The sequence below is a fragment of the Actinospica robiniae DSM 44927 genome, assembly GCF_000504285.1.
Taxonomy (GTDB): Bacteria; Actinomycetota; Actinomycetes; order Streptomycetales; family Catenulisporaceae; genus Actinospica; species Actinospica robiniae.
The window spans coordinates 2,125,777-2,149,398 of record NZ_KI632511.1 but is presented as its reverse complement, the minus strand read 5'-3'; the positions used below and the strand labels follow the sequence as shown (position 1 = coordinate 2,149,398).

Here is a 23,622-nt window from a genome sequence, read left to right as displayed (position 1 = left end):
CCTGCGGCTCGAACGTTATCTCTATCGATACCGATAATGTTCTCAAGTCTGGTAACAATGGTGTAGCCTCGTCTGTATGACCGACTCCGCCGACCTGCTGCTGCACCCGGTGCGCCTGCGCATCGTGCAGGCGTTCCTGGGCGACCGCGCGCTCACCACGTCCCAGCTGCGCGAAGAGCTCTCCGACGTCCCGCCCGCGAGCCTGTACCGGCACGTCGCGACCCTCGTCGAAGCGCAAGTGCTGCAGGTGGTCGCCGAGCGGAAGATCCGCGGGACGGTCGAGCGCACCTACATCCTGCGCCTGGCGGCCGCCTCCCTCAGCCCTGATGCGATCACCGCGATGAGCCCGGCCCAGCACCGGGAGGCCTTCATGGCGTTCGTCGCGGGCCTGCTGGCCGACGCCGACCGCTACCTGCGCCGCCCCGACGTGGACCCGATCCGGGACAAGGTCGCCTACCGGCTCGGCGGGATGTGGCTCGATGACGCCGAGTACGACGAGCTGCTGCAGGACCTGGCACGGGTGCTGGCCCCGCGGGCGGCCAACGGGCCGAAACCCGGGCGCCGGCGCCGGATCCTGGCGACGGTGCTGCTGCTCGGCGACGACGCGCCGGGCAGCAATGAGAACCCTGACGCGCAAGACGATTCGAAGGGCCCCGAACCGAAATGACGAACGACAGCGTTCTCGCGGCATCCCAGTCCTCGTCCACACTTCTCGCCGCCCTCATACCGGTACTCGTCATCATCGCGGCCTTCGACATCTACTGCCTGATAGACGTGGTCCGCTCCCGGTCGGTGCTTCACCTGCCCAAGATCGTGTGGGCCCTGCTCATCCTGTTCGTCGGGTCGCCGATCAGCGGCGTGGTCTATCTGTTCGTCGGCCGCGACCACGACGGACAAGGTCGGCAGCGGTGACGAGCGCAGAACCCGTAGTGGTGGCCGGAGCCGCGAGCGCCCAGCCTGCGGCCGTCGTCACCACCAGCGGTCTCACCCGCGACTACCACGGCGCCGGAGTGTTCGACGTCGACCTGCGTGTCCCGCGAGGCAGCGTCTACGGGCTGGTCGGTCCCAACGGCGCGGGCAAGACCACGCTGCTGTCCCTGCTCACCGGCATGCGCCGGCCGAGCCGAGGCGCCGTCGAACTCGACGCCGAACCCCGCAAGATCGCGGTGTGCCCCGACGTCCCCGAGTTCGAATCCTGGCTCACCGCGTTCGAGGTCGTCGACCTCGCGCGCATGATGACCGCCCCCGACGCCCGGCCCGACACCGCCGCCGGCAACGACGACAGCTCCGACAAGGTCGCGGAGGCCCTGACCACCCTGGGCTTGGCCGACAGCATGCGGCGCCGCGTCGGCGGTTTCTCCCGGGGCATGACCCAGCGCCTGGCCCTCGCCTGCGCCCTGGTCGGCGACCCCGACCTCCTCATCCTGGACGAGCCGACCTCGGCCCTCGACCCGGCCGGCCGCGCCGAGATCCTCGACCTGATCGCGGGCATGCGCGGCGAGCGCACCGTGATCATCTCCAGCCACATCCTCGCCGACGTCCAACGCGTCGCCGACCACCTCGGCATCCTGCGCGCCGGACGCCTGCTGTACCAGGGGTCCACCCGGGACCTGCTCGAGGCCCACCTCCAGCCGCGCTGGCTGCTGCGCCTCGCGCCCGACCCCGAGGCGGTGGCCCGAGCCATCGCCGCGCAGCCCTGGGCCACCGCCGTCGAGCAGATCGCCCCCGACAGCCTGCGCATCGAGGCCACCTCGATCGAAGCGGGGGAGCGCGGCATCCCCGCCGCCGTCGCCGCGTGCGGGGCGCGCCAGATCTCCTGCGAACCGGCCGCCGCCGACCTCGAGACCGCGTTCCTCGCCCTGACCGCCGGCACCGTCGGCACCGTCGGCACCGACGAGAAGGAACTGAGATGACGACCGTCGCCGCCACCACCGCCGTCGAGAGTGCCGGTCGTCGGACGCAGATGAACCTGTGGCGACTGGAATGGCTGCGGCTGACCCGTACCCCGCGCGCCATCGCCCTCGCCGTCGTCTATGTGCTGATCGGCCTGGTCGAGCCGGTCATCACCAAGTACGAGAACCAGCTCATCGGCAGCCACGTCGGCAACGGCATCCGCATCTACCTGCCCCCGCCCACCCCGGCCGACGGGGTCAACGGATACATCAGCGAGGCCACGCTCATCGGCCTGGTCCTCGTCGTGGCGCTGGCCGCCGGCGCTCTCGGATTCGACTCGCCCAAGGGTATGGCGATCTTCCTTCGCACACGCTCGACCAGTATCTGGAGCCTGATAGCACCGCGCTACACCGTCACCGCAGGCGCGGCCGCGGTCGCCTACCTCCTCGGCAGCCTCGCCACCTGGTACGAAACCAACCTGCTGCTCGGCCCGCTTCCGATCGGCGGCATGCTCGCCGGAATGCTTTGCGGCACGGTCTATCTGGCCTTCGCCATCGCGACCACCGCCCTGGCCGCGTCTCTCGTCCGCAGCACGGTCGCGATCACCGGCACTGCGTTGGTGATCCTGCTCGCCCTGCCGGTTCTCGGCATGGTCCACCCCATCGACCTTTACATGCCCAGCGCGCTCGTCAACGCCCCTGTCCAGCTCGTCGACGGGACGTGGTCCCTGACCCACTTCGTGCCCGTCCTCGGCGTCACCGTCGCGGCCAGCGTCGGCGCTCTCGCCCTCGCGGTCGCCCGATTGCGTGCGCGGGAGATCTGAGAGCAGCGTGCTAATCCCTGTCTTCACGGTGGCATTCCTCGTCGCGACGTCATTGTGGGTCTACCGCGACGCGCAGGCATTCGCCAAGCGAGGCCGATCGGTTTACTTTTCCATCGGCACAGCCGAAATCAGTACTCCCGTGGCGTGGGCCGTCGGCTGCTTATGCTTGTGGATCCTCTTCGCTCCGCTTTACCTCACCTGCCGCAAAAATGCGTGATGTTAAATCAGAGCGCGCAAAGCCGCGAGCGTCCGTGCGAGCGCGTCGCCAGATGCGGGCAGCAGCGGGCGACGCACTGACGCGGACGGGATACGCCCGTGGTCGGCCAGGACGGCTTTGATGACCGCCGGGTTCGGCTCCGCGAACGCAGCCAGCGACACCTCCGCCAGGGCGTGGCCGAGGGTGCGCACCCGCTCCAGGTCGCCCTTGTCCCAGGCTTCGACGAACTCGACGAAGCGTGCCGTAGCCAGATGTGCCGAGGCCAGGATGCCGCCGGCGGCCCCCATTGCGAGCAGCGGCGACAGGAACGCGTCATCTCCGGCCAGCACGGCGAATCCGGGCGGCGGGTTGCCGAGCACTTCGACGGCCTCCGCGTCCACCACCCCGTGCGCGAACTTCACGCCGATGACGCCGGGCAGACTGCCGTTAGCGCCCAAGGTCTGGGCATCGAGCGCGCACCCTGTGCGATGCGGGACGTCGTAAACGATTACTGGCACAGGGCTGCGTTCGGCCAGATAGGTGAAATGCGCGAGCACTCCGTCGAGGGAGGGCCGCACCAACGGCGGTGTCGGAACCAATGCGGCGTCGGCGAGCCCTGACAGCCGTTGCAGCTCGTGCGCGCTGGATTCGATGGCGCTGCCTCCCGCCCCGACGATCAGCGGCGCGCCCGATTCACGGCATACCCGGCCGCAGACCGCGAGCACGTCACTCTTCTCCCGCGCCGTCAGCAGCGCGGATTCCCCGGTCGTGCTGAGCGCGACCAATCCCGTCGCGCCCTCGGCCAGAACCGAACGGGCCAACTCGTCCAACGCGGCCAACGCGACCGAGCCGTCCGCCTCGAAAGGCGTCACGATCGGCACATAGATCCCATGCATCTCCATGCCTCGAGGATGACGAGCCACCAGCATCAGGTCTATCTCGTATTTCCCGCGGTGAGCGTAAGCTGAGCTGATGCTCGACGTGCATCGCCTGCGCCTGCTGCGCGAACTGTCCCACCGCGGCACCATCGCAGCCGTCGCCCAAGCCCTGTCGTTCACCCCTTCGGCCGTCTCCCAACAGCTCTCCACCCTTGAACGCGAGGCCGGAGTGCCGCTGCTGGCCCGCACCGGCCGACGCGTGACCCTCACCGCCGCCGGCCGGAACCTGGTCGAGCACGCGGAGTCAGTACTCGAGCATCTCGCCAGGGCCGAGGCCGAGCTCGCCCGCGCGCGTACCGGGCCGGCCGGGCCGGTACGCATCGGCAGCTACCCGACAGCCGCTCGCATCCTCATCCCCGCCGCCCTGGCAGCCCTCTTCCTCGCCCACCCGCTCCTCGAACCGCGCATCACGGAGCTCGATCCGGCCGACGTGCCGTCCGCGCTGCGCGCCGCCGAGTTGGACGTAGCCCTGGTCCACGAGTACGACTTCGTCCCCGCCCCTGCCGAGCCGGGTCTGAGCAGCGAAGAGCTGTTCACCGAACCGCTCTATCTCGCCGCGCCCGCACCCGGCGCGATCACCGACCACCGCCGGAGCCCGTGGATCGTCTCGCCGCCCGGCACGCTATGCCGCACCATGGCCGAACGAGCGTGCGAGGCGGCCGGCTTCAGCCCGCAAGTCCGCCACGAAGTCGACGACTTCGCCACCGTGCTCGCCCTGGTCGCCCTCGGTCAGGGCGTGGCGATCGTCCCGCACCTGGGAGCCGTCAACCCGCCGGAAGGGCTGGCCCTCACCCGCCTGCCCGCGTTCCGACGCACCCGGATCGCCTTCCGTACCGGGGCCGACGACCACCCGGCGATCTCCGCGGTCGCCTTTGCGCTCCGCGCTGCCGTACCAGCCGATCTGCTTGCGTAAATACCCTGATGTGTACGGGAAACGTTGGTTGACAACGAAGATCGTTTGGCTATATCAAGGTAGCTCGGTACCACACCTCTTGGGGGAATCATCACTCGCATGCAGTTACGACGTGCGCTCGCCGGCGCCGCCGCAGTCGGCGTCCTGATATCGGCTCCGCTCTACGCAGCGGTGCCGGCCGCCGCGGCGACCGGCTTCCCGGCGGAGACCGCCCTGGACGGGCGCGACGGGCCTTCGCTCAACGCCAACGTCGTGAAGGTCGACATGTACGCGCAGGGCCAGACCGTCAACGTGGTCTGCCAGGCCTACGGCGAAGAGGCGTACGGCTCGACGATCTGGGACAAGACCACCGACAACGTCTGGGTCCCCGACTTCTACGTCAAGACCGGCGCGAGCGGCTACGCCCCCGGCGTGCCCCGTTGCAACGACACCTCCGGCGACGTGCACGAGTTCCCCGCCACCTCAGACCTCGACGGCCGGCAGACCCCGAGCCTGTCCGGCGTCGTGGTGCAGGTGAACGAGTACCTCAGCGGCAGCGAAGTGCCGGTCGTGTGCCAGGCCACCGGCGGCTCCGCGTACGGCAGCACCATCTGGGACGAGACGTCCGACGGAGTTTGGGTCACGGACGTCTACGTCAAGACCGGCGCGAGCGGCTTCGCCCCGGGCGTGCCCCGGTGCACGACCACGAGCGCGCCGAGCGAGTCCGGCTACCTCGCCGAGACCGACCTCAACGGCCGCGCCACCACCTCGGTCTCCGCCCCGGCGGTCAAGGTCTACCCGTCCGGCAGCACGATCTACGTCACCTGCCAGGCGATCGGCGAGAACGCCTACGGCTCGAACATCTGGGACAAGACCACCGACGGGCTGTGGGTCGCCGACTACTACGTCAAGACCGGCTACTCCAGCTTCATTCCGGGCATGGCCCAGTGCGCCGGCAACTCCTCCGGCAGCGGCGGCGGGTACGTCGCCGAGACCGACCTGGACGGCCGCTCGACGAAGTCCCTGTCCGCCGCCGCGGTCAAGACCTACCCGTCCGGCAGCACGATCGACATCACCTGCCAGGCCTACGGCCAGTACGCGTACGGCAGCTACATCTGGGACAAGACCACCGACGGGCTGTGGGTCACCGACTACTACGTCAAGACCGGCTCCAGCGGCTTCATCTCCGACATGCCGCGCTGCGACAACGACGCGCCCAGCGGCGGACCCACCGGCGGCGGCACCCCGGGCGGCGGCACCTGCGACAGCGCGGGCCACGGCCGCATCAGCGGCCCGCAGGGCTCGACCGCGGGCACCGCGGCCCAGAAGATCCAGCGGGTCATCGCGCTCGCCCAGCACGAGACCACCCTCGGCCTGAGCTACGCCTGGGGCGCGGGCGGCCCGGGCGGCCCGTCGTGCGGCATCGCCTCCAAGAGCCCGGGCGGCTACGTCGACTACAACATCTACGGGTTCGACTGCTCGGGCTTCACCGAGTACCTGTTCTGGGCCGCCGGCGGCGTCGACATCGGCGACAACACGAACGTGCAGGACGGCCGGGGCACCACGGTCCCCTACAGCAGCATCCAGCCCGGCGACCTGATCTTCTGGGGCCCGCAGAACAGTTCGGGCCCGACCGGGGCGTCGGACCACGTAGCGCTCTACATCGGCAACGGGCAGATGATCGAAGCGGCCCCGCCGCGCGGCACCGACAGCGTGCACGTCACCAACGTGTACGGGGAGCACGCCTACGCCATCCGGATCTTCTCCTAGCCGGACGGACCTGAGAAGCCGCCACCGGGAACGGTAGCGGCGACGGCCGCCGCGGCGCCGGCTGTGCTTGCCTGTCTGTACGCAGGCATGCGTGGCCGGCGCCGCGGTCGTTCGGATTCTGAGCGTTTCGCCGAACAGGTGCAGGCCTACGCCGAGCGTGACATGACCCTGACCCGCCCGTCGGACGGCGCCGCCTTGGTGCTGAACGTGGACGGCGACCAAGTGCCGGTGTCGATCGACGAAATCGCCCGGTGGGTCGGGGCCGCGCTCACACCGCTGAACGTCCAGTGGTGGGTGGCCGAGCACACGGACGTGATCTGCTACTTCAACTACGAGCCGCTCGGCTGGGAGTCGCAGGACTATGATCTGGGCGGCCTGACGTGGGAGCAGATGCACCTTGTGGAGGACCTGATGCTAGGTCGGGTCGCGGCGCATCCCGAGGAGACTCTCGCGGTGGTGCTCGACAGGTCCGGCTCGTCGGCCGAGTCAGACTGGGACCGGTTCATCGGAGACGAGTCCGTCGCTCTCGAGGTCATGCCCGACGCGATCGTGCTGCCTAAGGGCGACGCGAGGATCCCGGCGATCGAGGTCGGCCGCGTGCGTCGTGACCTCGGGGAACATCATGTCCTGATCTCGCGTGGCGATTGGCCTCCCGGCGCCCTAGCGCCACAGTCCCCGTGACGGCCGGCTCACGCCAGCCGGGACTCGGCCAGGTCCAACTGCCAGCCGACGGCCTCGGCCGAAGCGGACTGGATCGCCCAGCACAGTTGGTAGAGCATCCAATGCGCCCAGTACGAGCGCAGAGTGTCGGGGGCGAGCCGGTCGCGGAGAATCTCGTCAAGGTGGGCCGCGGCCGCGTTCTCCACGGGGTCGGCGTCCGGCGCCCGTACGAACCATTCCCGATCGATGCGGGTCTTGACGAGGGCGAAGAGCCGATCGCCGCGGAACGCGCCGAGATTCCAGTCGACGACCCCGGTGGCTCGGTCGTCCTCGTCGAACAGGACATTCGCCGCCGTGAGATCGACGTGCACCAGGTCACTGCCCGCCATCGAGGCCGGCTCACGTCGGCCGACGATGCGAAGGATCTCGTCGAGCACGCCGCGGCTGCGCGGGCTGTGCGCCTCCAGAACCTCGTATCGCCGGCACGGATCACCACTGCAGTACAGGCACAACTGCGGCGCCGGCACATCAGGCCGCGCGGCAAGGGCGTCGGCGAAACGGTCATTGATCTCCACCAGCGCATCGACCCGCGCGGGGCTGAGACGCCGCGGCGGCGCACTGGGCAGCCGCTCTTGCACGAGCACTACGCTGTCGCCCAAGTCGACCACAAGGTCGTACCTAGGCACCGGCAGCCCGCGATCACGGACGTAGCCGAGCACCTCGGCGGTCCGCTCCGCCTCGGCCGGCGGGCCGAGAAAACGGGTCACCACAGCCGGCCGCCCGTCCGGCCACGAGGCGTAGATCGCGCCACCCAGCCGCCCATGCTCAGCCCGGCCGACGGCTCTCAGCCCGGCGCCGGTGCGTCGGTTGATGCCCGAGACAATGTCCTGATCTCGCGTCGCCCGAGACCTGTCGTCCATGTCTTACGCCTTACTTCAGGCACGATCAGGCGATCAGCTTCGGCGCCCCTTACTGGAGTTACAGTACGCGTTCGGCACAGATCTACGCATGCTCCCTCCCTAGCCCGGCAGTCGGTTCAACCGGGATCGCGCCGTTGCCCGGACTCGGTTCGTACGGCCACCTTCCGCGAGGGCGGCCAGAGCGCGGCGTGAGTGGGCGTGTTCCGCCACTTTCCGCTGAAGCCAGTCCGAAGCGTCGGCCAACTCGGCGGTGCTCCACGCGCTGTCGCCGGCAATGGCCTTGAAAAGCGCCCACTCGGCTAACCGGCGGCGGAGGAGTTCGCGGTCCTCGACAACCGGCGCGATGCTTGAACGCCATCCCGCGTACTGCTCAGCCGATTCAACGCGCTCGGCCATGCCGTCGATGTGTTGCATGACCGCGGACTCGGCCACGGCGCGGTCCGGGTCCTGAAGGACGGTGCGTATAAGGTCGCACTCGTCCGCGTCGACGACCCCGTCGCCGACCTGGGACAGGGCACGGATATACCCGTGGAACCGGGCATGCTCAGCTGGAACTCCGCTTGCGCCGCAACCGCCGCGCGAGGTCACGTCTCGCGCCGAGGAGACGCGGTGCGACCGGGCGACGCAACGCCCGCGGCCGAGTTGCCGTCTGCCGAGCGAGCAGCGAGCTTCGACTCCAAATGACGACGGCAGTCGGCCCACTCCGCTCCGGTGATCGAGAAGATCGCGGCGTCGCGCAGCAGGCCGTCTTCACCGGGAGCCCAGGAACGCGACCAGTTGCGCAGCACCCCTTCGAAGTGGGCCCCCACGCTCTCGATCGCCGCCCGCGAACGCGCGTTGCGCGCATCGGTCTTCAAATCCACGCGCACGACGCCGAAGACTTCGAACGCGTGCCTGAACAGCAGATACTTGGCCTCCGTGTTGATACCCGTGCCCTGCGCGCTCGCGGCGAGCCAGGTGAAACCCACCTCGACCGCATACAGCGACCCGTCCTCGCGGCAACGCGGATCCCAGAACGCGGTAGCGCCCACCACCCGGCCCGAGGCCATATCAACCTGCGCATAAGGGGCAAGACGGCCGGCAGCGGCCCGCGCATGCTGTTGCTCGACATAGTCGTCCGCCTCCGGCAGGGTCGCGGGCACCCACGTAAAGCCATAGGAATCGCGTGACTGCGACGCGGCCTCAGCCAAGCCCGCCGCGTGCCGGTGATCGAGCGGCTCGAGTCGAACAAACCGGCCTTCGAGAACGGGACCGTCAAGGTGGAAGCTCATACGCTGGACTCTAGTGGGGCGTCATTCAAGACAGGGAACGAATTACCCGCTCCAGCAGCCGCGCGCCGCACACGCGCGGACGATACGTCGCCAACAACAACTCCCACGTGCTCTGCGGCTACGGGCCCTCGGGCTCCGCCCACCCGCCGAAGCCGTACGACACTGATGTCGTCCGCCGCGACGCGCTCAGCCGGCCGCCGCGACCTTCGTGATGAGCTTGGCCAGCAGACTGCCGGTGTCGACGTCGGTCGGCACCGTGCTTTGGCCTTGTTTGTCGGCGCCGACCATCAGCACGTCCGGCCCGTCCAGCGCGACAGTCGTGGCCAGTGCGGTCGGTTTGCTGTTCGCGACGCCGATCTGGGTGTTCGCGAAGTCCTGCTGGCCTACGCCGGATCTCGCAGGCGTTACCGTCACAGTGAGGGTGGTGCTGAAGCCTTGGGTCTTGATGGTGACGGTGCGGCAGGCATCCGAGTTCGTCCGTGCCTTGATGGTGGTGTAAAAGGCCTCAGCCGCATCGGCGTCGGCGAACTGGTAGACGCTCTCGGTCAGGATCTCCTTGCTCACCGAGTCGATCAGCCCGTTCGTGGACCACGCCGTCTCGCCGAAGCCGCCTCCGCCGATGCTGTTCTGCAGGTCGGCGCAAGACATGGTGCCGGGCGCCAGACTGGCATGGACGGTGGTCAGCGAACCGCCGGAGTCTGAGCTTCCAGCCTCGACGGTGAACCCGGCCACCGGCACATCACTGCTGGTCAGGCGTGCGGCGGTCAGTTGGGTACCGGTCAGCTGAGCCGCGGGGACGGCCGGGGCGGCCGGCGCCGCGCTGGGGGAGCCGGCCGGCGTGGCGGTGGATCCCCCGGAGCTCGACTTTGGACTGGAGCACCCAGCCAGCGCGAAGGCCGCCACCAATGCAGCGCCCGTACATGCGATCCTACGGCGAGTCATGGACGCAAACCATAGTTGCTCAAGGTGGCACCTTGCGCGCGAATTCCCGCGTCCAGCTCCCGTGCGGGGATCCGCGAGCGCCCATGTTCCGTCTAGCGGGCGGGGCAATGTGTTGTCCATAATCGAGGCATGCCTTCGCACGAGGGATGTCTTGATCAACGTGAGGCTGCGCACGAGCTCAACGTCGGGGTGTTCCGTGTCGTTGCAGCCGTAATTTTTTCGGAGCACTTGCGGCGTTGCCCGCAGGGCCTCCATGATCACCCGCGTCGCGAGTACATCACGGCTGAGAGCCTTCGGGAGTTCAAGGCATGGCGGACCGCGACCCCATGGTGGCGTCGAACCGTGGCCGGCACGAAGACGTTTCTGACGGTGATCATCGACGGACTCTGAGTTTCGCGCAGCTGGCGAGCGAGCGTCGCGTAGTGGCCGGCTATCGTGGTGGGCTCGAAGATCCGGGCCGCGCCGAGCGGATCGCGTGCGTGACCATGCGCGGCGTCGGTCAGGTCGCCCTCGGCCGCGAGGCTGTGTGCGACCTCGGCGATACACCGCTCGGAATCTTCACGCCCTGCCCCTGACCTCGCCGAAGATCCCGTCGCCGGCGATGTCCTCGTTCCTCAGAGTCGACGGGTCGATGCTCCAGATTCCGGCGATTCGCATGACATCCCGCTCGCTCGGCACCGTCTTGAACAACGCCTCCCACTCCTCCTCGGTCCAGTCCGAGCTGTCCTCAGGGAGCTTGTGGGTGCCTTTGCCGATCGCGCGCTCGGCCGCAGTGGGTTCGCCACGTCCGTGGAACTCGCCCGTCATGCCGCAGCAGTCGAACTCGCGCAGCACATCGCCGTCGATCGCGATCGCCCATTGGTGGTCTTCCGAGACGCGATGCGTGTGGAAGTACTGGACCTCGCCCAGTCGTGCGCTCAACATACCGAGCCAGCAAGCGCGTGCCTCGCCGTAGGCGTCGGCGGCCTCGAACGTGTGGTAGAGGCCGTCACTACCGTGGGCTAGTGTCCAGCCTCCGATCCGGGGCGCCACATAGACGCCGTGCTTGTATGCCAGATCAGTCCCGGTAATCCAGTCCAGCGGGCGCGGCTCGATGAGTCCGAGCGCCTCGGCGATCTCCTCGGGATCGTGGCGGCCCTTGACCGCGATCCACGTGGTCTTGTACCCGAATCCGCCCATAGGCACCCCGGAGTCGCGGTGCCACCTGGGCATCGAACTGCCGCGTCGTTCCTCATCCACCGGCTCATTATCAAGCAGACGGGCCCGCCGAGAAGATTCAGCGTGCGAACATGCTCAGCCCCCGTCGCCCGGCGCGGCATCCGAATCTCCCGCAGTCCCGGCGACGAGTGCGTCTCCGAGCGAAGTGCGCCAGTACAGCACCGACCGGCCGGACCGGGCTCGGGTCAGCAGGCCGGCCGTGCGGAGGACGGAGAGGTGGTCGCTCACCGCGCCTGGGGCCATCGTGAGTGCCCGGGCGAGGTGGCTGGTGCTCGCCGGGGTGTCCAACTCCAGCAGCAGGCGGGCTCGGGAGCGGCCGAGCAGGTCCGCCAGGGCGGCCGCGGTATCGGGGCCGGGGGCAGCCCGCTCCCACAGTACGGACGTGCCGCGCGCTCGGTAGATCAGGGTCTTGGGCCACGGGTCCTCGTGGAAGACTGCGAGCCCGGGCCAGACGAACACCGAGGGCACCAGCAACAGGCCCTCGCCGGCAAGGCTCACGTCCCCGTATTCGTCGCGTAGGGCCACCGCCAGTGTCCGTCCATGCCAGGCCAGGCCGTCGTCCAGGCCCTCGACCGCCTCTTTCCAGCCGCGCTCGCCGATCACGCCCACCCGATGGACGACGTCGCGCTCGCAGACGGCCCGCAGGTGCGACCAGTCGGGGGCGAGGAGCTCGTGCCAGGCCCGGTCCAGTGCGTCGGCGAGCGTCTGCACGACCTGGTCGGATGTCAGCAGGGCGTGGATCCGCGCATCGCGGGCCGGCTGCCGGCGCAGCGCCGCTTCGATCTCGGCCTGCGCCACCGCCGGCGGCGTCGCCCGGATCGTCGCGAGGTCCTCGGCCCAGGTCTGCGTGAGTCCGCGGGGCGGCGGTGCGACGAAGTCGGCACCCGCCCTCGCGGTCTGCAGGGCGAGCACCGCATCCAGCGCGGTCTCCCGGCGAAGCCGCGCGAAGCCGGGGGCCAGGCGGGCCGTCCAGCCTGCGGGCAACGGCGCGTCGCATCCGCTCAGGCGGCGCAGCAGTCCGCAGAGTTCGAAGGCGGGCGAGAGCGCGAACCGGCTGCGCAGCAGGTCTGCGGCGGACGCGGTGAGTCGGAGCACACGTCCACCCTACCTGCCGGTGCATGACCTTACGTCCTGCGGCGAATCATTCGCGGTCGGCGGGCCGATCCCCGAGGCTGTTTTCCATGACCACCGACTCCTTCACCCGCGCTGCCCCGGCGGCACGCACGGCCTACCGGCAGGTGTTCGCCGAGCCCCGGTTCCGCCTGCTCTTCCTGACCCGGGTGCTCGGTGTGACCGCGGACTCGCTCCGGATCGTCACGTTCTCGGCGCTGGTCTTCGCCGGAACCGGATCTCCGCTGCTCAGCGCGCTGGCCTTCGGCGCGGGCTTCCTGCCGCAGATCCTCGGCTCGCTGCTGTTCGGTTCGCTCGCCGACCGGCTTCCGCCCCGGGTGCTGATCGTCGGCGGGTACGTGCTGGAGGGCGTGGCCGCGGCCCTGCTCGCGCTGGTGCGGATGCCGATCGGAGCGAGCCTCGCGCTGGTTTCCGTGGTGGCACTGGCGACGCCGGCTTTCAGCGGTGCCGCCAGTCGGCTGGTTGCGCGCTGGCTCACCGGTGACGCATACGTACTCGGCCGCTCGCTCAACAACCTGGCCTCCAGCGGTGCGCAACTGTTCGGCCTGGCCCTCGGCGGTACCGTCGTCGCAGCGATGGGCCCGCGCGCGGCGCTGGCGTTGGGGGCCGTGATTTATTTTCTCTGTGCGGCGGCGGTGCGCCTGCGCCTGCCGCGCCTCACCGCGGAATCAGGGCGGAGCGGCGGGGCGGTCCGCGGCAGCCTGCAGGGCATGGGCACGCTGATGCGGGACCGCGTGATCCGACGCCTGCTGTTCGCGCAGTGGCTCCCAAGCGCGTTCGTCGCGGGTGCGGAAGGCCTGATCATCGCCTACGCCGACGGCCGCGGCTTTCCGCCCGGTTCCTACGCGGTGTTGATGGCCTGCCCGCCGGTGGGCATGCTGCTCGGTGACCTCGTGGTGGGAAGGCTGCTGCGGCCGGCCCTGCGCGAACGCCTGGTCGTTCCGCTCATCGCGCTGATGGGCCTGCCGCTGCTCGCCTTCGCCGGTGATCCGGGCCGCCCGCTCGCGGCCGGGCTGCTCCTGCTCGCCGGCTGCGGCTTCGCCAACGGCCTCGGCCTGCAGCGCGAGTTCCTCGCCGCCCTCCCCGCGCAGGACCAGGGCCAGGCCTTCGGCCTGCTCGGCTCCGGCAACATGACGCTGCAGGGCCTCGGCCCCGTCTGCGTCGGCGCGCTCGCCGGGGTGTTGGGCACCGGCGGCTCGATGGCGCTGTCGGGCGTCGGCCCGCTGCTCACCGCGGCGTGGATCGTGAGCTGGCGACGCGCCGAGCCGGCAGAAGGCTTACGTCCTCAGCCGTTGTCGTCGTAGGTCGTAGTCCGGATCGCGCGCGACTCAAGCGCCTCCCGCAGCCGCGTCGACGGAGATGGCGACGCCGGTCTCGTGCTCGGAGACTTCCCAGAGCCTTGCGATGGCGCGGTCCATGCCGACGCGGCGCAGCACCGGCTTGCGTACGGGAGCTCCGCTGTTGACCAGGAACGGGCCGTAGAACTCTCCGCCCTTGGCGGTGGGGCTGGTGGCGGCGCGCAACTGGGACAGTGCCCCGTCGTCGGCGGACATCCCGCTGCGCTCGGCCAGGGCGTGGAACAAGCGCTGCGAGGCTCCGCCGCCGGATCCCTGCACGCTCATGGCTTGCAGGTCCGTGTTGGAGAAGCCGGGGTGCGCGATCAGGCTGGCCGTGTTCGCGCGCGTCCTTCTGAGCATGCGGTCCAGGCCCAAGCCGAAGTGGAAGTTCGCGAGTTTCGCCTGGCCGTACGCGCGCCAGGGCCCGTAGCGTCCCTCGAGATGCGGGTTGGCCGGGTCGATGGCGCGGCCCATGTGGTGCGCCGTGCTGGTCACCGTGACGACCCGGGATCCGGGTGTGCGCAACAGCATCGGCAGGAGCAGGGCGGTGAGGGTCCAGTGGCCCAGATGGTCGACGCCGAACTGCATCTCGAAGCCGTCGACGGTCTTCGCCTCGGCGATGGCCATCACTCCGGCGTTGTTGATCAGAAGGTCCAGACGCGGGTGCGCGGCGACGATCTGCTCGGCGGCCTCGTGCACGGATGCCTGCGCGGACAGATCCAGCGAGACCAGTTCGAGCGACGCGTCCGGCACGCGCGCGCGGATCTGCTCGATCGCGTCGTCGGCCTTCGCGCGGTTGCGCACCGCCATCACGACGTGTGCGCCCTTGGCCGCGAGTTCGCGGGCCGTGACGAGCCCGAGCCCGCCGTTCGCACCGGTGACGACGGCGGTCCTGCCGCGCTGGTCGGGGATGTCCGCCACGGTCCAGGCCATCTGAGTCCTCCGGAACTGCCGTGTTCGCCCTGGTCAGTTTAGGCCCGTGGCGCGGCCGGATTCGGGAGCGCGGCCCGGCGAGTTCGTACGGTGCCGTCTGCTGGTGACGTGCGGCGTTTCGGCACTCCGACGAGGGCTGACACGCTCGGGCCGCTCGGCGGCTCGCGGTGTCAGCGGTGTCATCGCTCATGTCAGGACGACGGCTGAGTGGTGTCAGGGCGGACCCAGATAGTTGAACCAACAGCGCGGGCCACCGGGTCCGCCGGGGACAACCCAAGGAGCACATCATGCAGGAGTTCGACACCGCCGGCCCGGTCTCCGTCGTCCTGGAGATCCCCGCGGGGACGATCCGGCTGATCGCCACCGACCGCACCGACGCCACCGTCGAGATCGAGCCCGCCGACGCCGGCAAGAAGCGCGACGTCAAGGCCGTGAGCCAGACCGCGGTCGAGTACCGCGACGGCGCCCTGCGGATCGCGACCGCCGACCCGCACCGCGTTCTGGGCGGTTCCGGCTCGCTGAACGTGACGATCGGACTGCCGGCCGGTTCGCGCTTCGAGGGCAAGGCGGGCGCCGCCGAGCTGCGCAGCACCGGCCGGCTCGGCGAGGTCGCCTTCGACGGCGGCTACCGCACCGTCGAGCTCGACGAAGCCGCCGGCGTCCGACTGAGCGTGCACACCGGCACGGTCTCGGTCGCCCGCCTGACCGGTTCGGCGCAGATCAGCAACGGCATGGGAGACGTCACCGTCGCCGAGGCCGTGGCCGGCGAGGTCGTGCTGCGCACCGGATCCGGAAACCTCTCGGTCGGTGCCGCGCCCGGCGTCAGCGCCACCCTGGACGCCGCCACCTCCCGCGGCCGGATCAGCAACGCCCTGAAGAACACTGACGGAGCGGGCGCCGCCCTGAAGATCAAGGCGACGACCGACCACGGCGACATCTCCGGCCACAGCCGCTGATCTCGCGGCCGAATCATGGCCCTGACTGAAGAAAGACGCGCGCAGTATCGTGCACCCGCCGATCATGACAAGATCGGCGGGTGCAGATATGTGTGCTGGGCCCGCTGGAGGTTCGCCGGACCGACGGAGCCGTCGCCGACGTGCCGGGCGCGCGGCTGCGCGCTCTGCTGGTGACCCTGGCCCTCCGGCCCGGCCACCAGGTGTCCAAGGCGGCGTTGGTCGACCGGATCTGGGGCGACGAGCCGCCGGCCGACGCGACGAACGCCTTGCAGCGCCTCGTCTCCCGGCTGCGCAAGGCCTTGCCGGACGCGGTCGTCGAAGGGCTGACCGACGGATACCGGCTCAACGTCTCGCCGGACGCGGTCGACGCCGTGCGGTTCGAGCGCCTTGTCGGAGCCGGTCAGGCTGCGGCCGGGGATGCCGCCCGGCGGGCGGAGCTGCTGCGGGAGGCGCTGGGACTGTGGCGCGGCGCGGCGATGCAGGATGTCGGTCTGCCGGAGAGCGAGGCTCTGGACGCGGCGGCGGCCCGGCTCGAGGGAATGCGGCTGACCGCTGCCGAAGCGTGTTTCGAGGCCGAACTCACCCTGGGGCGCGGCGCGGACCTGGTCACCGAGCTGACGGACTGGGTGGCCGCGCACCCGCTGCGGGAGCGGCTGGTCGCCGCCCTCATGCGCGCGCTGGCCGCGGCCGGTCGCGAAAGCGATGCGCTGCAGCTGTATCAGAGCACGAGGGAAGCCCTGGCCGACGAGCTCGGCGCCGACCCCTCCGCCGATCTCTCCTCCCTGCACGTCGCGATTCTGCGCGGCGAGGCGGGACGGCGCGAGGAGAGCCGCGAGACCAACCTGCGCGCCGAGCTGACCAGCTTCGTCGGCCGCGACGCCGACGTCGCCGCGGTCCGGGAGCTGATCGCCGGCCACCGGCTCACCACCGTGATCGGGCCGGGTGGCGCCGGAAAGACCCGGCTGGCCGTGGAGAGCGCACGCGTGCTGCTCGACTCTTTCCCGGACGGCGCCTGGCTGGTGGAGTTGGCCGCCCTCGGCGCTGACGGCGACGTCGCGCAGGCCGCCCTCGGCGCGCTGCGCCTGCGCGATGCCCTGCTCGGCACCTCCTCGAACGCCGAGCCGATGGACCGCCTCATCGCCGCCCTGCGCGAGCGTGAGGCCCTGCTGATCCTGGACAACTGCGAGCACCTGATCGGGCCTGCCGCCGAATTCGCGCACCACCTGCTCGGCGAGTGCCGGCGGCTGCGCATCCTGGCGACGAGCCGCGAACCACTCGGCATCACCGGCGAGGCGCTGTGGCCGGCCACGCCGCTGGAGACGCCGGCGCAAGACGCGGCCCTGCACGAGATCGAGGCCGCCCCCGCCGTCAAGCTGCTGTGCGACCGGGCTCGGGCTGTGCGTCAGGATCTGAATATCGATGGTGCGATGCTGGCCACGATGGCGCACATCTGCCGTGCGCTCGACGGGATGCCGCTGGCCGTAGAGTTGGCGGCGGCGCGTCTGCGCACCATGTCCGTGGACCAGTTGGCCGCCCGCCTCGACGACCGCTTCCGTTTGCTCACCGGCGGTAGCCGGACCGCCCTGCCCCGGCACAAGACTCTGCGGGCGGTGGTCGACTGGAGCTGGGAGCTGCTCGGCGACGCGGAACGCAGTGTATTGCGACGGTTGTCGGTGTTCGCCGGCAGCGCGGGGCTGGAGGGCGCCGAACAGGTGTGCAGCGGCGACGGGGTCGAACCGTACGAGGTGCTGGACCTGCTGACGGCGCTGGCGGAGAAATCGTTGCTGGTCACCGAAGGCGAGGACGCCCCGCGTTACCGGATGAGCGGCACGATCAGACAGTACGCCGAACAGCGTCTTGCCGAGGCGGGCGAAGCGGACCAAGCCCGCCGCGCGCACCTGGACTACCTCACCCGGCTCGCCGAGACGGCGGAACCGCAGCTTCGCGGTGCGGACCAGCTCACCTGGCTCGCCGCGCTCGAAGCAGAGCACGATGACATTGGTTCGGCGCTGCGTGGCGCCCTCGCGGCCGGTGATGCCCAGGCGGCGATGCGGCTCGCGGCGGCCTCGGCCTGGTACTGGTGGCTCGCCGGGCATCGGGCCGAGGGGATGAGGCTGATCACCGCGGCCGACGAGGCGCCTGGCGAGGTGAGTGACGGGATCCGCGCCACCGTGTGCGCGCTGCTCGTGATGTTCGTGACCTCCGGCCGCGGCGACGAGCACCGGGCAGCCGAATGGATCCACAAGGCGTACGCGTACAGTCTGCGCGCGCCGAAGGCACACCCGCTGCTCGGCTTTGTCGTGCCGCTGGAACGGATGCTCACGGCGCCTGAGGAGTTCCTGCCCGCGTTCGAAGCGCTGCTCGACGACGAGGACACCTGGGCCCGCGCGCTGGCCCGGCTGCAGCTGGGCAAGATGCGGATCACCCTCGGCCAGGAGGGATACGAGGCGGACGCCCATCTGGAGGCGGCGCTGGCCGAGTTCCGCGCGATCGGCGAGCGTTACGGGATCTCGTTCGCCTTGAGCGAGCTGGCTGAACGGGCCGCGGTGCGCGGCGACTTCGCAGCGGCCTGCGATCATCTCGAGCAGTCCGCCGTGGTTCTCGCCGAGGTCGGCGCGGTCGAGGACGTCATCCGGGTCCGGTCGCGGCAGGCCGTGTTCTACCGGCGACTGGGCGACGCGGAGGCCGGCGCCGCGTCGCTCGCCGAGGCGCAGCGGTGCGCCGAGCGGGTCGCCTGGCCGGACGCGCTGGCCGAGCTGGCCTTGGCGCGAGCGGAGCTGGCTCGGGCGGACGAGGACCCGCAGGAGGCGAAAAGGCAGGTCGGCCTCGCACTGTCGCTGCTGGGCGAGGGAGCGCAGGAGGCCACCATGCGGGCCCTGACTCACGACCTGCTCGGCTACCTCGCGGAGGATCTCGAAGAGTCCCGCGGGCACCGGGCCGCGGCCGTCGAGGCCGCGGCAGAGGCCGGGCACGCGCCGCTGATCGCGGGCGTCCTCGTGGGCGCCGCAGATCTGGCGCTGCGCCGGGGCGATCCCGCCCAGGCCGCCCGGCTGCTCGCCTCCGGCGACGCGGTGCGCGGACTCCCGGACCTCGCGACCCCGGACGCGGCCCGCATCGCGTCGGAAGCGCTGAGCCGCCTCGGCGAACCAGGGTTCGCCGACGCGGCGCGGGAGGGCGCGGGGACTACGTGGTCTGAGTTGGTCGCCGTCACGCTCGCGCCCTGAATTCAGCTGAGAGCCCGGGCCGTCACCACGTGACCCGCATCGGACAGCCTCGCCGCAGCGAGTGCTGGGCTGCCCGCAGGTAAAGCGCGACATAGAACGCGGCGTCAAGGTCCGCGCTCCACGGCCCGGGTACGGTCTTGGCCACGTCCGCCGCCTGCTCAAGGAACCACACCGTGAGATCCAGGTTCTCGCGTGTCTCGGGAACCTCCGCCGGCAACTCGATGGCAGAGGCCAGACGCTCCGCCAACTCAAGCACCTGCGCGGCGCCGACGACGAGCGACTCCTGAACATCCCACGGACGCAGCTGCAGCCAGACCTCCTCGAGCGCGACCGGCACCATCACCGACCAGCCCGTCAACGTCTCGATCTCCTCAGCGGTCAGATGCTGCTCGCATAATGCTCCGAAGCCGTCGCCCGAACGCGCCAGCTTCTCTTCGAACGCCAGTCCAGAGCCCCGCGCGAACGGCACCTCGCTCGGCACTGGTTCGTAGGCAGGAAGCCCTTGGCCGGCGAGCTCCCGATTCAGCGCGGCGGCGAGCTCGCCGAACGAATCCTCATCCATCCCGGACCACTCCAGCGCATCAATGCTGACCATGTACACGCCCATGCGGGAAAGCTACCGCAACGCAGCTGCCGAACTTAGTCCGTTGACGAGCGCTCGGGGATGACAGTACCTTGCAAGGGCTGATTTCGAAAGATCTCTCGAAAGTTTCGGAGCTGCCCCATGTCCTTGCCGGTGCCGCGAGCGCCACGACCGATATCCGTCGGCTGCCTTACCGGCCGGAGGCCGAGTAGGGGAAAAGCAGAATGCTGAGGGGGACGGGGTTGAGGGAGAAGTGGCGGCGACAGGTGCTGTTGGCCGCCTGCTGGCGGGCCGCACCGCTGTGGGCCCGGTGGGTCTGCGCCGCGGTACTGGTTCTGCGCAGCGCGATGACGGCGGCGACGGCGCTGGTCACCGGCACCTTGGTCGGGCAGGTCGTGCAGGCGGCACAGAACCGTCCGGCCCATGTGACGGGCGCAGTGTGCTTATACGTGGGCGTGCTGATCCTCGGTCAGGTGCTGAACCTGGCCGACGAACCCTTGCGGTACCTCGTGGTGCGGGCGGTCGACGGCGCGCATCGGCGTGCTGTGTCGCGCTGGGCCGGGGCACCGGACGGTGTGGCGCATCTCGAGGATTCGGCGCGTCAGGACGATCTGCTGCTCGCGGCTTCCGATCCGGACAACTGGACCGAGGGCACTGTGGGCCAGGCGACGTGGGCGCAGGCGGTCCTGCTGACCCGATGGGTCGGCGGCGTGTCGGGTCTGGCAGTGGTCGGGCGCGACGATCCGCTGGTCTGCGTGCTGCTGCTGGTGGGCCTGGTGGTCTTCCGGACGGGCCAGCGGCGTGGCTTCCTCGGGGTGCTACGGGTCTGGGCCGCGCAGATGGTGCATCGGCGGCGCGCTGACTACTGGACGTCGCTGCTGACGACGCCTCAGCCGGCGAAGGAGGTCCGGATATTCGGGCTGGGGGAGTGGATCGGCGAGCGGCACGCCGAGGAAGCTGAGGCGCATCTGGCTCCATCCCGTCGGGCGAAGATGGCTGACATGCGCCTCCAGGTGGTCTGGTGGGCAGTCGGCACCGCCGTCTTGACGGCGGCCGGCTACGCGGTCGCGGCGCGCGCGTTGGACGGGAGCGTGCCGCTCGGGCGCCTCAGCGGCGATCTGACCGCAGTGGTGTTGCTGTTCCCGCTGTTCGCGGTCAGCGACATGATGGTCGCGGTGGAAGGCGGCCTGCCCCGGCTGCTGGCTCTGGACCGACTGCGCCGCGCCGTCCCCGCGCCCAAGCCGCTCGTCGTGGCATCCGGCGGCGAGTCCGTGAGCCCGACCCCGCCGGTGGTGCGGTTCGAGGGCGTGTCCTTCGCTTATCCGGGCAGCGACAGGCAGGTGCTCGACGGCATCGACCTGGAGATCAGGCCGGGCGAGGTGCTGGCCGTCGTCGGGCTCAACGGCGCGGGAAAGAGCACCCTGATCAAGCTGTTGTCGGCGATGTATCCGCCGGACGCCGGCCGGGTCACCGTCGACGGTACCGACGTCTACGAACTGGGCGTGCGTCGATGGCGCAGGCAGCTGTCCGTGGTGTTCCAGGACTTCATTCGCTACGACCTCTCCGCGTACGACAACGTCGCCGCCGGAGACGCCGATCACGCGAACGCCGATGACGTCGCCGTCGCTGCGACACAGGCCGGGGCGTCCGAGCTCATCCAGAGACTGCCGGCCGGTTGGGACACGCCGCTGTCCGCGGGAGTGCGCGACGGCGTCGATCTGTCCGGCGGCCAATGGCAGCGCATCGCGCTGGCCCGCGCTCTGCTGGCCGTGCGCACCGGCGCGCGCGTCCTGGTGCTCGACGAGCCGACCGCGCACCTGGACGTGCACACCGAATTCGAGGTCTTCCATCAGCTGATCGAGGCGGCGCGCGGCGTGTCGGTCGTGCTGATCTCGCACCGGCTTTCCACCGTGCGGGAGGCCGATCGCATCGTATTGATCGAGGGCGGCAAAGTGATCGAGTCGGGCTCGCACCGCGAGTTGATCGCGGCCGACGGCGAGTACGCACGACTGTTCCGGCTGCAGGCCGAGCAGTTCGGGGATGGCGCGCCGGACGAGGCCGAGACCAGGGGAGAAGACGTGGCGGACCAGGCGGGAGCACGGCGGTGACGACTGCGGCACGCGCCCTGTGGCGCGAGGTGATGATCCGTTCCTGGCGGCTGGACCGGCGGATGACGGTCGGTGTCCTGCTCTTGATAATCGGCCAGATGCTCGCGGCCGCGCTCATCAGCCTCGCGCTACGCCAGGTGATCTCGAGCGTCGTCGCGCACTCGCGAGGCACGATGCTGATAGCGGTCGCAGTGGTGGGCGCGGGCGTAACCATGCGCTGGATCGGCATGTACGCCACGGTGATGCTCCGCGGCGACCTGGCCGACCGGATCGGCTACCAGCAGTTCGACCCGGAGGTCCAAGCCGCCTCTGTCGAACTCGGCGGCATCGCCCATCTGGAACGGCACGACTTCCTCGATCGGCTCAGCCTCGTCGTCGGCAAGGGGCAGGTGCTGGCCGACGCCTGCTGGGGCGTGAACGCCACCATCGCGATCACCGGCCAGGCCGTGCTCTCGCTCGCACTGCTCGCCGTGGTCAACCCGCTGCTGCTGCTTCTGGGCCTGTTCGCGCTGCCCGCGCTGCGACGCGGGAGCCCCGGTGTGATCAGCGGGGCCGCGATGGCCGCGGCCGGCGACAACCGGCTCGAGCGCCATCTGCACGCGGTGACCACCCGGGCCTCCAGCGGCCGGGAGATCCGCGTCACCGGCGCCCAGGAGTTCCTGCTGGGCAAGGCGAGCGACGCGTGGGAACGCGCCACCGCCGGGCAGCTGCGTGCCCGCTGGAGCGCGGCCACCCGTTCCGCGCCCGGCTCCCTGATCTTCCTCATCGGCTTCGGCGCCGCCCTCGTCTTCACCGCGCACCTGGTGGCCACCGGCCGGCGTACCGTCGCAGACTTCGTCCTGGTCGCCTCTCTCGCCGGGCAGCTGCAGGCGAGCGTCGCGCAATCCGGCCGGGATTACCGGCAGACCCAGAGCGGGCTGGCCCTGGCCGAGCCGCTCGCCTGGTTGCGCGAGTACCGCGCGAGCCACCGGAGCACCGCCGCCGGGCGACTGCCCGAACGACTCGTGGACGGCGTCGCCCTGACTGACGTCGAGTTCGGATACACCGACGACTCGACCGTGCTCGGCCCGATCAGTGTGCACCTGCCGGCCGGCTCCATGGTCGCCCTCGTCGGCACGCACGGATGCGGCAAGACGACTCTGGTCAAGCTCCTGCACGGGTTCTATCCGCCGACCGCGGGCGAGATCCGCGTCGACGGCGTTCGGCTCGCGGACCTCGACAATGCCGCGTGGCACGCGCGGAGCACCGCCGCGTTCCAGGACTTCCACCGCTACCAGGTCACACTGCGCCACGCAGTCGGCTTCGGCGACCTCGAAGCCTGCGATGACGACGCCCGCCTGCTGGCGGCCATCGAGAAGGCCGACGGGGCGGCCGTCTACCGCACACTCGCGAAGGGACTCGACACGCAGCTGGGCACGCTCTTCGAGGGCGGGCGCGAGCTGTCCGAGGGGCAGTGGCAGAAGGTCGCGCTGGCCCGGGCGTGCATGCGCACCGACCCGCTGCTCGTGGTGCTCGATGAACCGACGGCATCGCTCGACCCGCCCAGCGAACATGCGGTTTTCCAACGGCACGCAGCTCTCGCCCGGGAGCTCGGTGCGGCGTACGGCACCGTGACCGTCGTCGTCTCGCACCGCTTCTCCACCGTCCGCATGGCCGACCTCATCCTCGTGATGGAGGACGGGCGCATCGTCGAGCAAGGCGATCACAGTGCGCTGATGGAGCTGGACGGCCGCTACGCCCGGTTGTATCGCATGCAGGAGCAGGCTTACAGCCTCGAAGACCCGCCTGAAGCGGCAGGGGAGCCAGCCGCGGCGGCTCGATAGGGAC

Annotated in this window: 22 protein-coding genes; 13 read left to right on the top strand and 9 right to left on the bottom strand. The window is 70.2% G+C overall.

All coding sequences use genetic code 11. The features are described 5' to 3' along the window. The first annotated feature begins 76 nt into the window (after nt 1–76). From ACTRO_RS09035 to ACTRO_RS09020, 4 genes are read left to right on the top strand one after another with little or no spacing between them, the layout of a single operon-like run. Complete coding sequence (locus tag ACTRO_RS09035; protein ID WP_051450549.1) at nt 77–667, top strand: helix-turn-helix domain-containing protein; 591 nt, start codon at nt 77–79, stop codon at nt 665–667. Further along, nucleotides 664–912: a PLDc N-terminal domain-containing protein gene (locus ACTRO_RS48795; protein ID WP_034262718.1), complete on the top strand. Its 249-nt coding sequence runs from the start codon at nt 664–666 to the stop codon at nt 910–912. The genes ACTRO_RS09035 and ACTRO_RS48795 overlap by 4 nt, the downstream gene beginning before the upstream one ends. Further along, a complete protein-coding gene (locus tag ACTRO_RS09025; RefSeq protein ID WP_211244165.1) occupies nt 909–1,913 on the top strand; it encodes an ABC transporter ATP-binding protein in 1,005 nt (334 codons plus the stop codon). Before ACTRO_RS48795 ends, ACTRO_RS09025 begins: the two co-directional genes overlap by 4 nt. Further along, nucleotides 1,910–2,716 carry a hypothetical protein gene (locus tag ACTRO_RS09020; RefSeq protein ID WP_034262716.1) on the top strand — a complete coding sequence of 269 codons (807 nt, stop codon included), beginning with the start codon at nt 1,910–1,912 and terminating at the stop codon, nt 2,714–2,716. Before ACTRO_RS09025 ends, ACTRO_RS09020 begins: the two co-directional genes overlap by 4 nt. 219 nt (nt 2,717–2,935) lie before the next feature. Here ACTRO_RS09020 and ACTRO_RS09015 read toward each other — a convergent pair whose 3' ends face one another. Then, entirely contained in the window at nt 2,936–3,814 is an 879-nt protein-coding gene (locus ACTRO_RS09015; RefSeq protein ID WP_157435997.1) for a dihydrodipicolinate synthase family protein, read from the bottom strand. Nucleotides 3,815–3,884: 70 nt separating this feature from the next. On the opposite strand from ACTRO_RS09015, the gene ACTRO_RS09010 reads away from it, so the two are divergent. From ACTRO_RS09010 to ACTRO_RS09000, 3 genes are all read left to right on the top strand, one after another. Next, nucleotides 3,885–4,763 (top strand): LysR family transcriptional regulator, encoded by an 879-nt coding sequence (locus ACTRO_RS09010; RefSeq protein ID WP_034262714.1) that lies wholly within the window; start codon nt 3,885–3,887, stop codon nt 4,761–4,763. 99 nt (nt 4,764–4,862) lie between these two features. Continuing rightward, on the top strand, nt 4,863–6,512 hold the full coding sequence (locus tag ACTRO_RS43075; RefSeq protein WP_051450547.1) for a C40 family peptidase: 1,650 nt from the start codon (nt 4,863–4,865) through the stop codon (nt 6,510–6,512). A 162-nt stretch (nt 6,513–6,674) separates the two neighbouring features. Further along, a complete protein-coding gene (locus tag ACTRO_RS09000; RefSeq protein ID WP_157435995.1) occupies nt 6,675–7,193 on the top strand; it encodes a hypothetical protein in 519 nt (172 codons plus the stop codon). Nucleotides 7,194–7,201: 8 nt separating this feature from the next. Here ACTRO_RS09000 and ACTRO_RS08995 read toward each other — a convergent pair whose 3' ends face one another. The 4 genes from ACTRO_RS08995 to ACTRO_RS08980 form a co-directional block, all read right to left on the bottom strand. After that, nucleotides 7,202–8,092, bottom strand: coding sequence for a phosphotransferase family protein (locus ACTRO_RS08995; protein WP_034262712.1), 891 nt, complete (start codon nt 8,090–8,092; stop codon nt 7,202–7,204). Nucleotides 8,093–8,191: 99 nt separating this feature from the next. After that, a complete protein-coding gene (locus ACTRO_RS08990; RefSeq protein ID WP_051450546.1) occupies nt 8,192–8,680 on the bottom strand; it encodes a hypothetical protein in 489 nt (162 codons plus the stop codon). Then, nucleotides 8,677–9,363: a GNAT family N-acetyltransferase gene (locus ACTRO_RS08985; RefSeq protein WP_034262710.1), complete on the bottom strand. Its 687-nt coding sequence runs from the start codon at nt 9,361–9,363 to the stop codon at nt 8,677–8,679. Before ACTRO_RS08985 ends, ACTRO_RS08990 begins: the two co-directional genes overlap by 4 nt. A gap of 186 nt (nt 9,364–9,549) precedes the next feature. Further along, nucleotides 9,550–10,305: a hypothetical protein gene (locus tag ACTRO_RS08980; protein WP_157435993.1), complete on the bottom strand. Its 756-nt coding sequence runs from the start codon at nt 10,303–10,305 to the stop codon at nt 9,550–9,552. Nucleotides 10,306–10,613: 308 nt separating this feature from the next. On the opposite strand from ACTRO_RS08980, the gene ACTRO_RS47070 reads away from it, so the two are divergent. After that, nucleotides 10,614–10,880, top strand: coding sequence for a hypothetical protein (locus ACTRO_RS47070; RefSeq protein ID WP_157435991.1), 267 nt, complete (start codon nt 10,614–10,616; stop codon nt 10,878–10,880). Here ACTRO_RS47070 and ACTRO_RS08975 read toward each other — a convergent pair. Next, the gene (locus tag ACTRO_RS08975) at nt 10,864–11,544 is read right to left on the bottom strand and encodes a hypothetical protein (protein ID WP_157435989.1); all 681 of its coding nucleotides are present in this window, start codon (nt 11,542–11,544) and stop codon (nt 10,864–10,866) included. The two genes, ACTRO_RS47070 and ACTRO_RS08975, sit on opposite strands and share 17 nt — an antisense overlap. A 54-nt stretch (nt 11,545–11,598) precedes the next feature. Continuing rightward, nucleotides 11,599–12,618, bottom strand: a complete 1,020-nt coding sequence (locus ACTRO_RS08970) for an ArsR/SmtB family transcription factor (protein WP_034262707.1) — start codon at nt 12,616–12,618, stop codon at nt 11,599–11,601. 86 nt (nt 12,619–12,704) lie between these two features. Here ACTRO_RS08970 and ACTRO_RS08965 point away from each other — a divergent pair, with 86 nt between their 5' ends. Continuing rightward, complete coding sequence (locus ACTRO_RS08965) at nt 12,705–13,958, top strand: MFS transporter (RefSeq protein ID WP_051450545.1); 1,254 nt, start codon at nt 12,705–12,707, stop codon at nt 13,956–13,958. 24 nt (nt 13,959–13,982) lie between these two features. Here the strand turns inward: ACTRO_RS08965 and ACTRO_RS08960 are convergent, their stop codons facing one another. Continuing rightward, nucleotides 13,983–14,924 carry an oxidoreductase gene (locus ACTRO_RS08960; protein WP_034262706.1) on the bottom strand — a complete coding sequence of 314 codons (942 nt, stop codon included), beginning with the start codon at nt 14,922–14,924 and terminating at the stop codon, nt 13,983–13,985. Between the two features lie 287 nt (nt 14,925–15,211). Between ACTRO_RS08960 and ACTRO_RS08955 the strand changes: the two genes are divergently transcribed. Next, nucleotides 15,212–15,880, top strand: coding sequence for a DUF4097 family beta strand repeat-containing protein (locus ACTRO_RS08955; protein ID WP_034262705.1), 669 nt, complete (start codon nt 15,212–15,214; stop codon nt 15,878–15,880). A gap of 80 nt (nt 15,881–15,960) precedes the next feature. Continuing rightward, on the top strand, nt 15,961–19,104 hold the full coding sequence (locus ACTRO_RS08950) for an AfsR/SARP family transcriptional regulator (RefSeq protein ID WP_034262704.1): 3,144 nt from the start codon (nt 15,961–15,963) through the stop codon (nt 19,102–19,104). Between the two features lie 22 nt (nt 19,105–19,126). On the opposite strand, the gene ACTRO_RS08945 is transcribed toward ACTRO_RS08950, so the two are convergent. Beyond that, nucleotides 19,127–19,711 carry a hypothetical protein gene (locus ACTRO_RS08945; protein WP_034262702.1) on the bottom strand — a complete coding sequence of 195 codons (585 nt, stop codon included), beginning with the start codon at nt 19,709–19,711 and terminating at the stop codon, nt 19,127–19,129. A 200-nt stretch (nt 19,712–19,911) separates the two neighbouring features. Between ACTRO_RS08945 and ACTRO_RS08940 the strand changes: the two genes are divergently transcribed. After that, nucleotides 19,912–21,795 carry an ABC transporter ATP-binding protein gene (locus tag ACTRO_RS08940; RefSeq protein WP_084316107.1) on the top strand — a complete coding sequence of 628 codons (1,884 nt, stop codon included), beginning with the start codon at nt 19,912–19,914 and terminating at the stop codon, nt 21,793–21,795. Continuing rightward, complete coding sequence (locus ACTRO_RS08935; RefSeq protein WP_051450543.1) at nt 21,792–23,618, top strand: ABC transporter ATP-binding protein; 1,827 nt, start codon at nt 21,792–21,794, stop codon at nt 23,616–23,618. Before ACTRO_RS08940 ends, ACTRO_RS08935 begins: the two co-directional genes overlap by 4 nt. Nucleotides 23,619–23,622 lie beyond the last annotated feature (4 nt).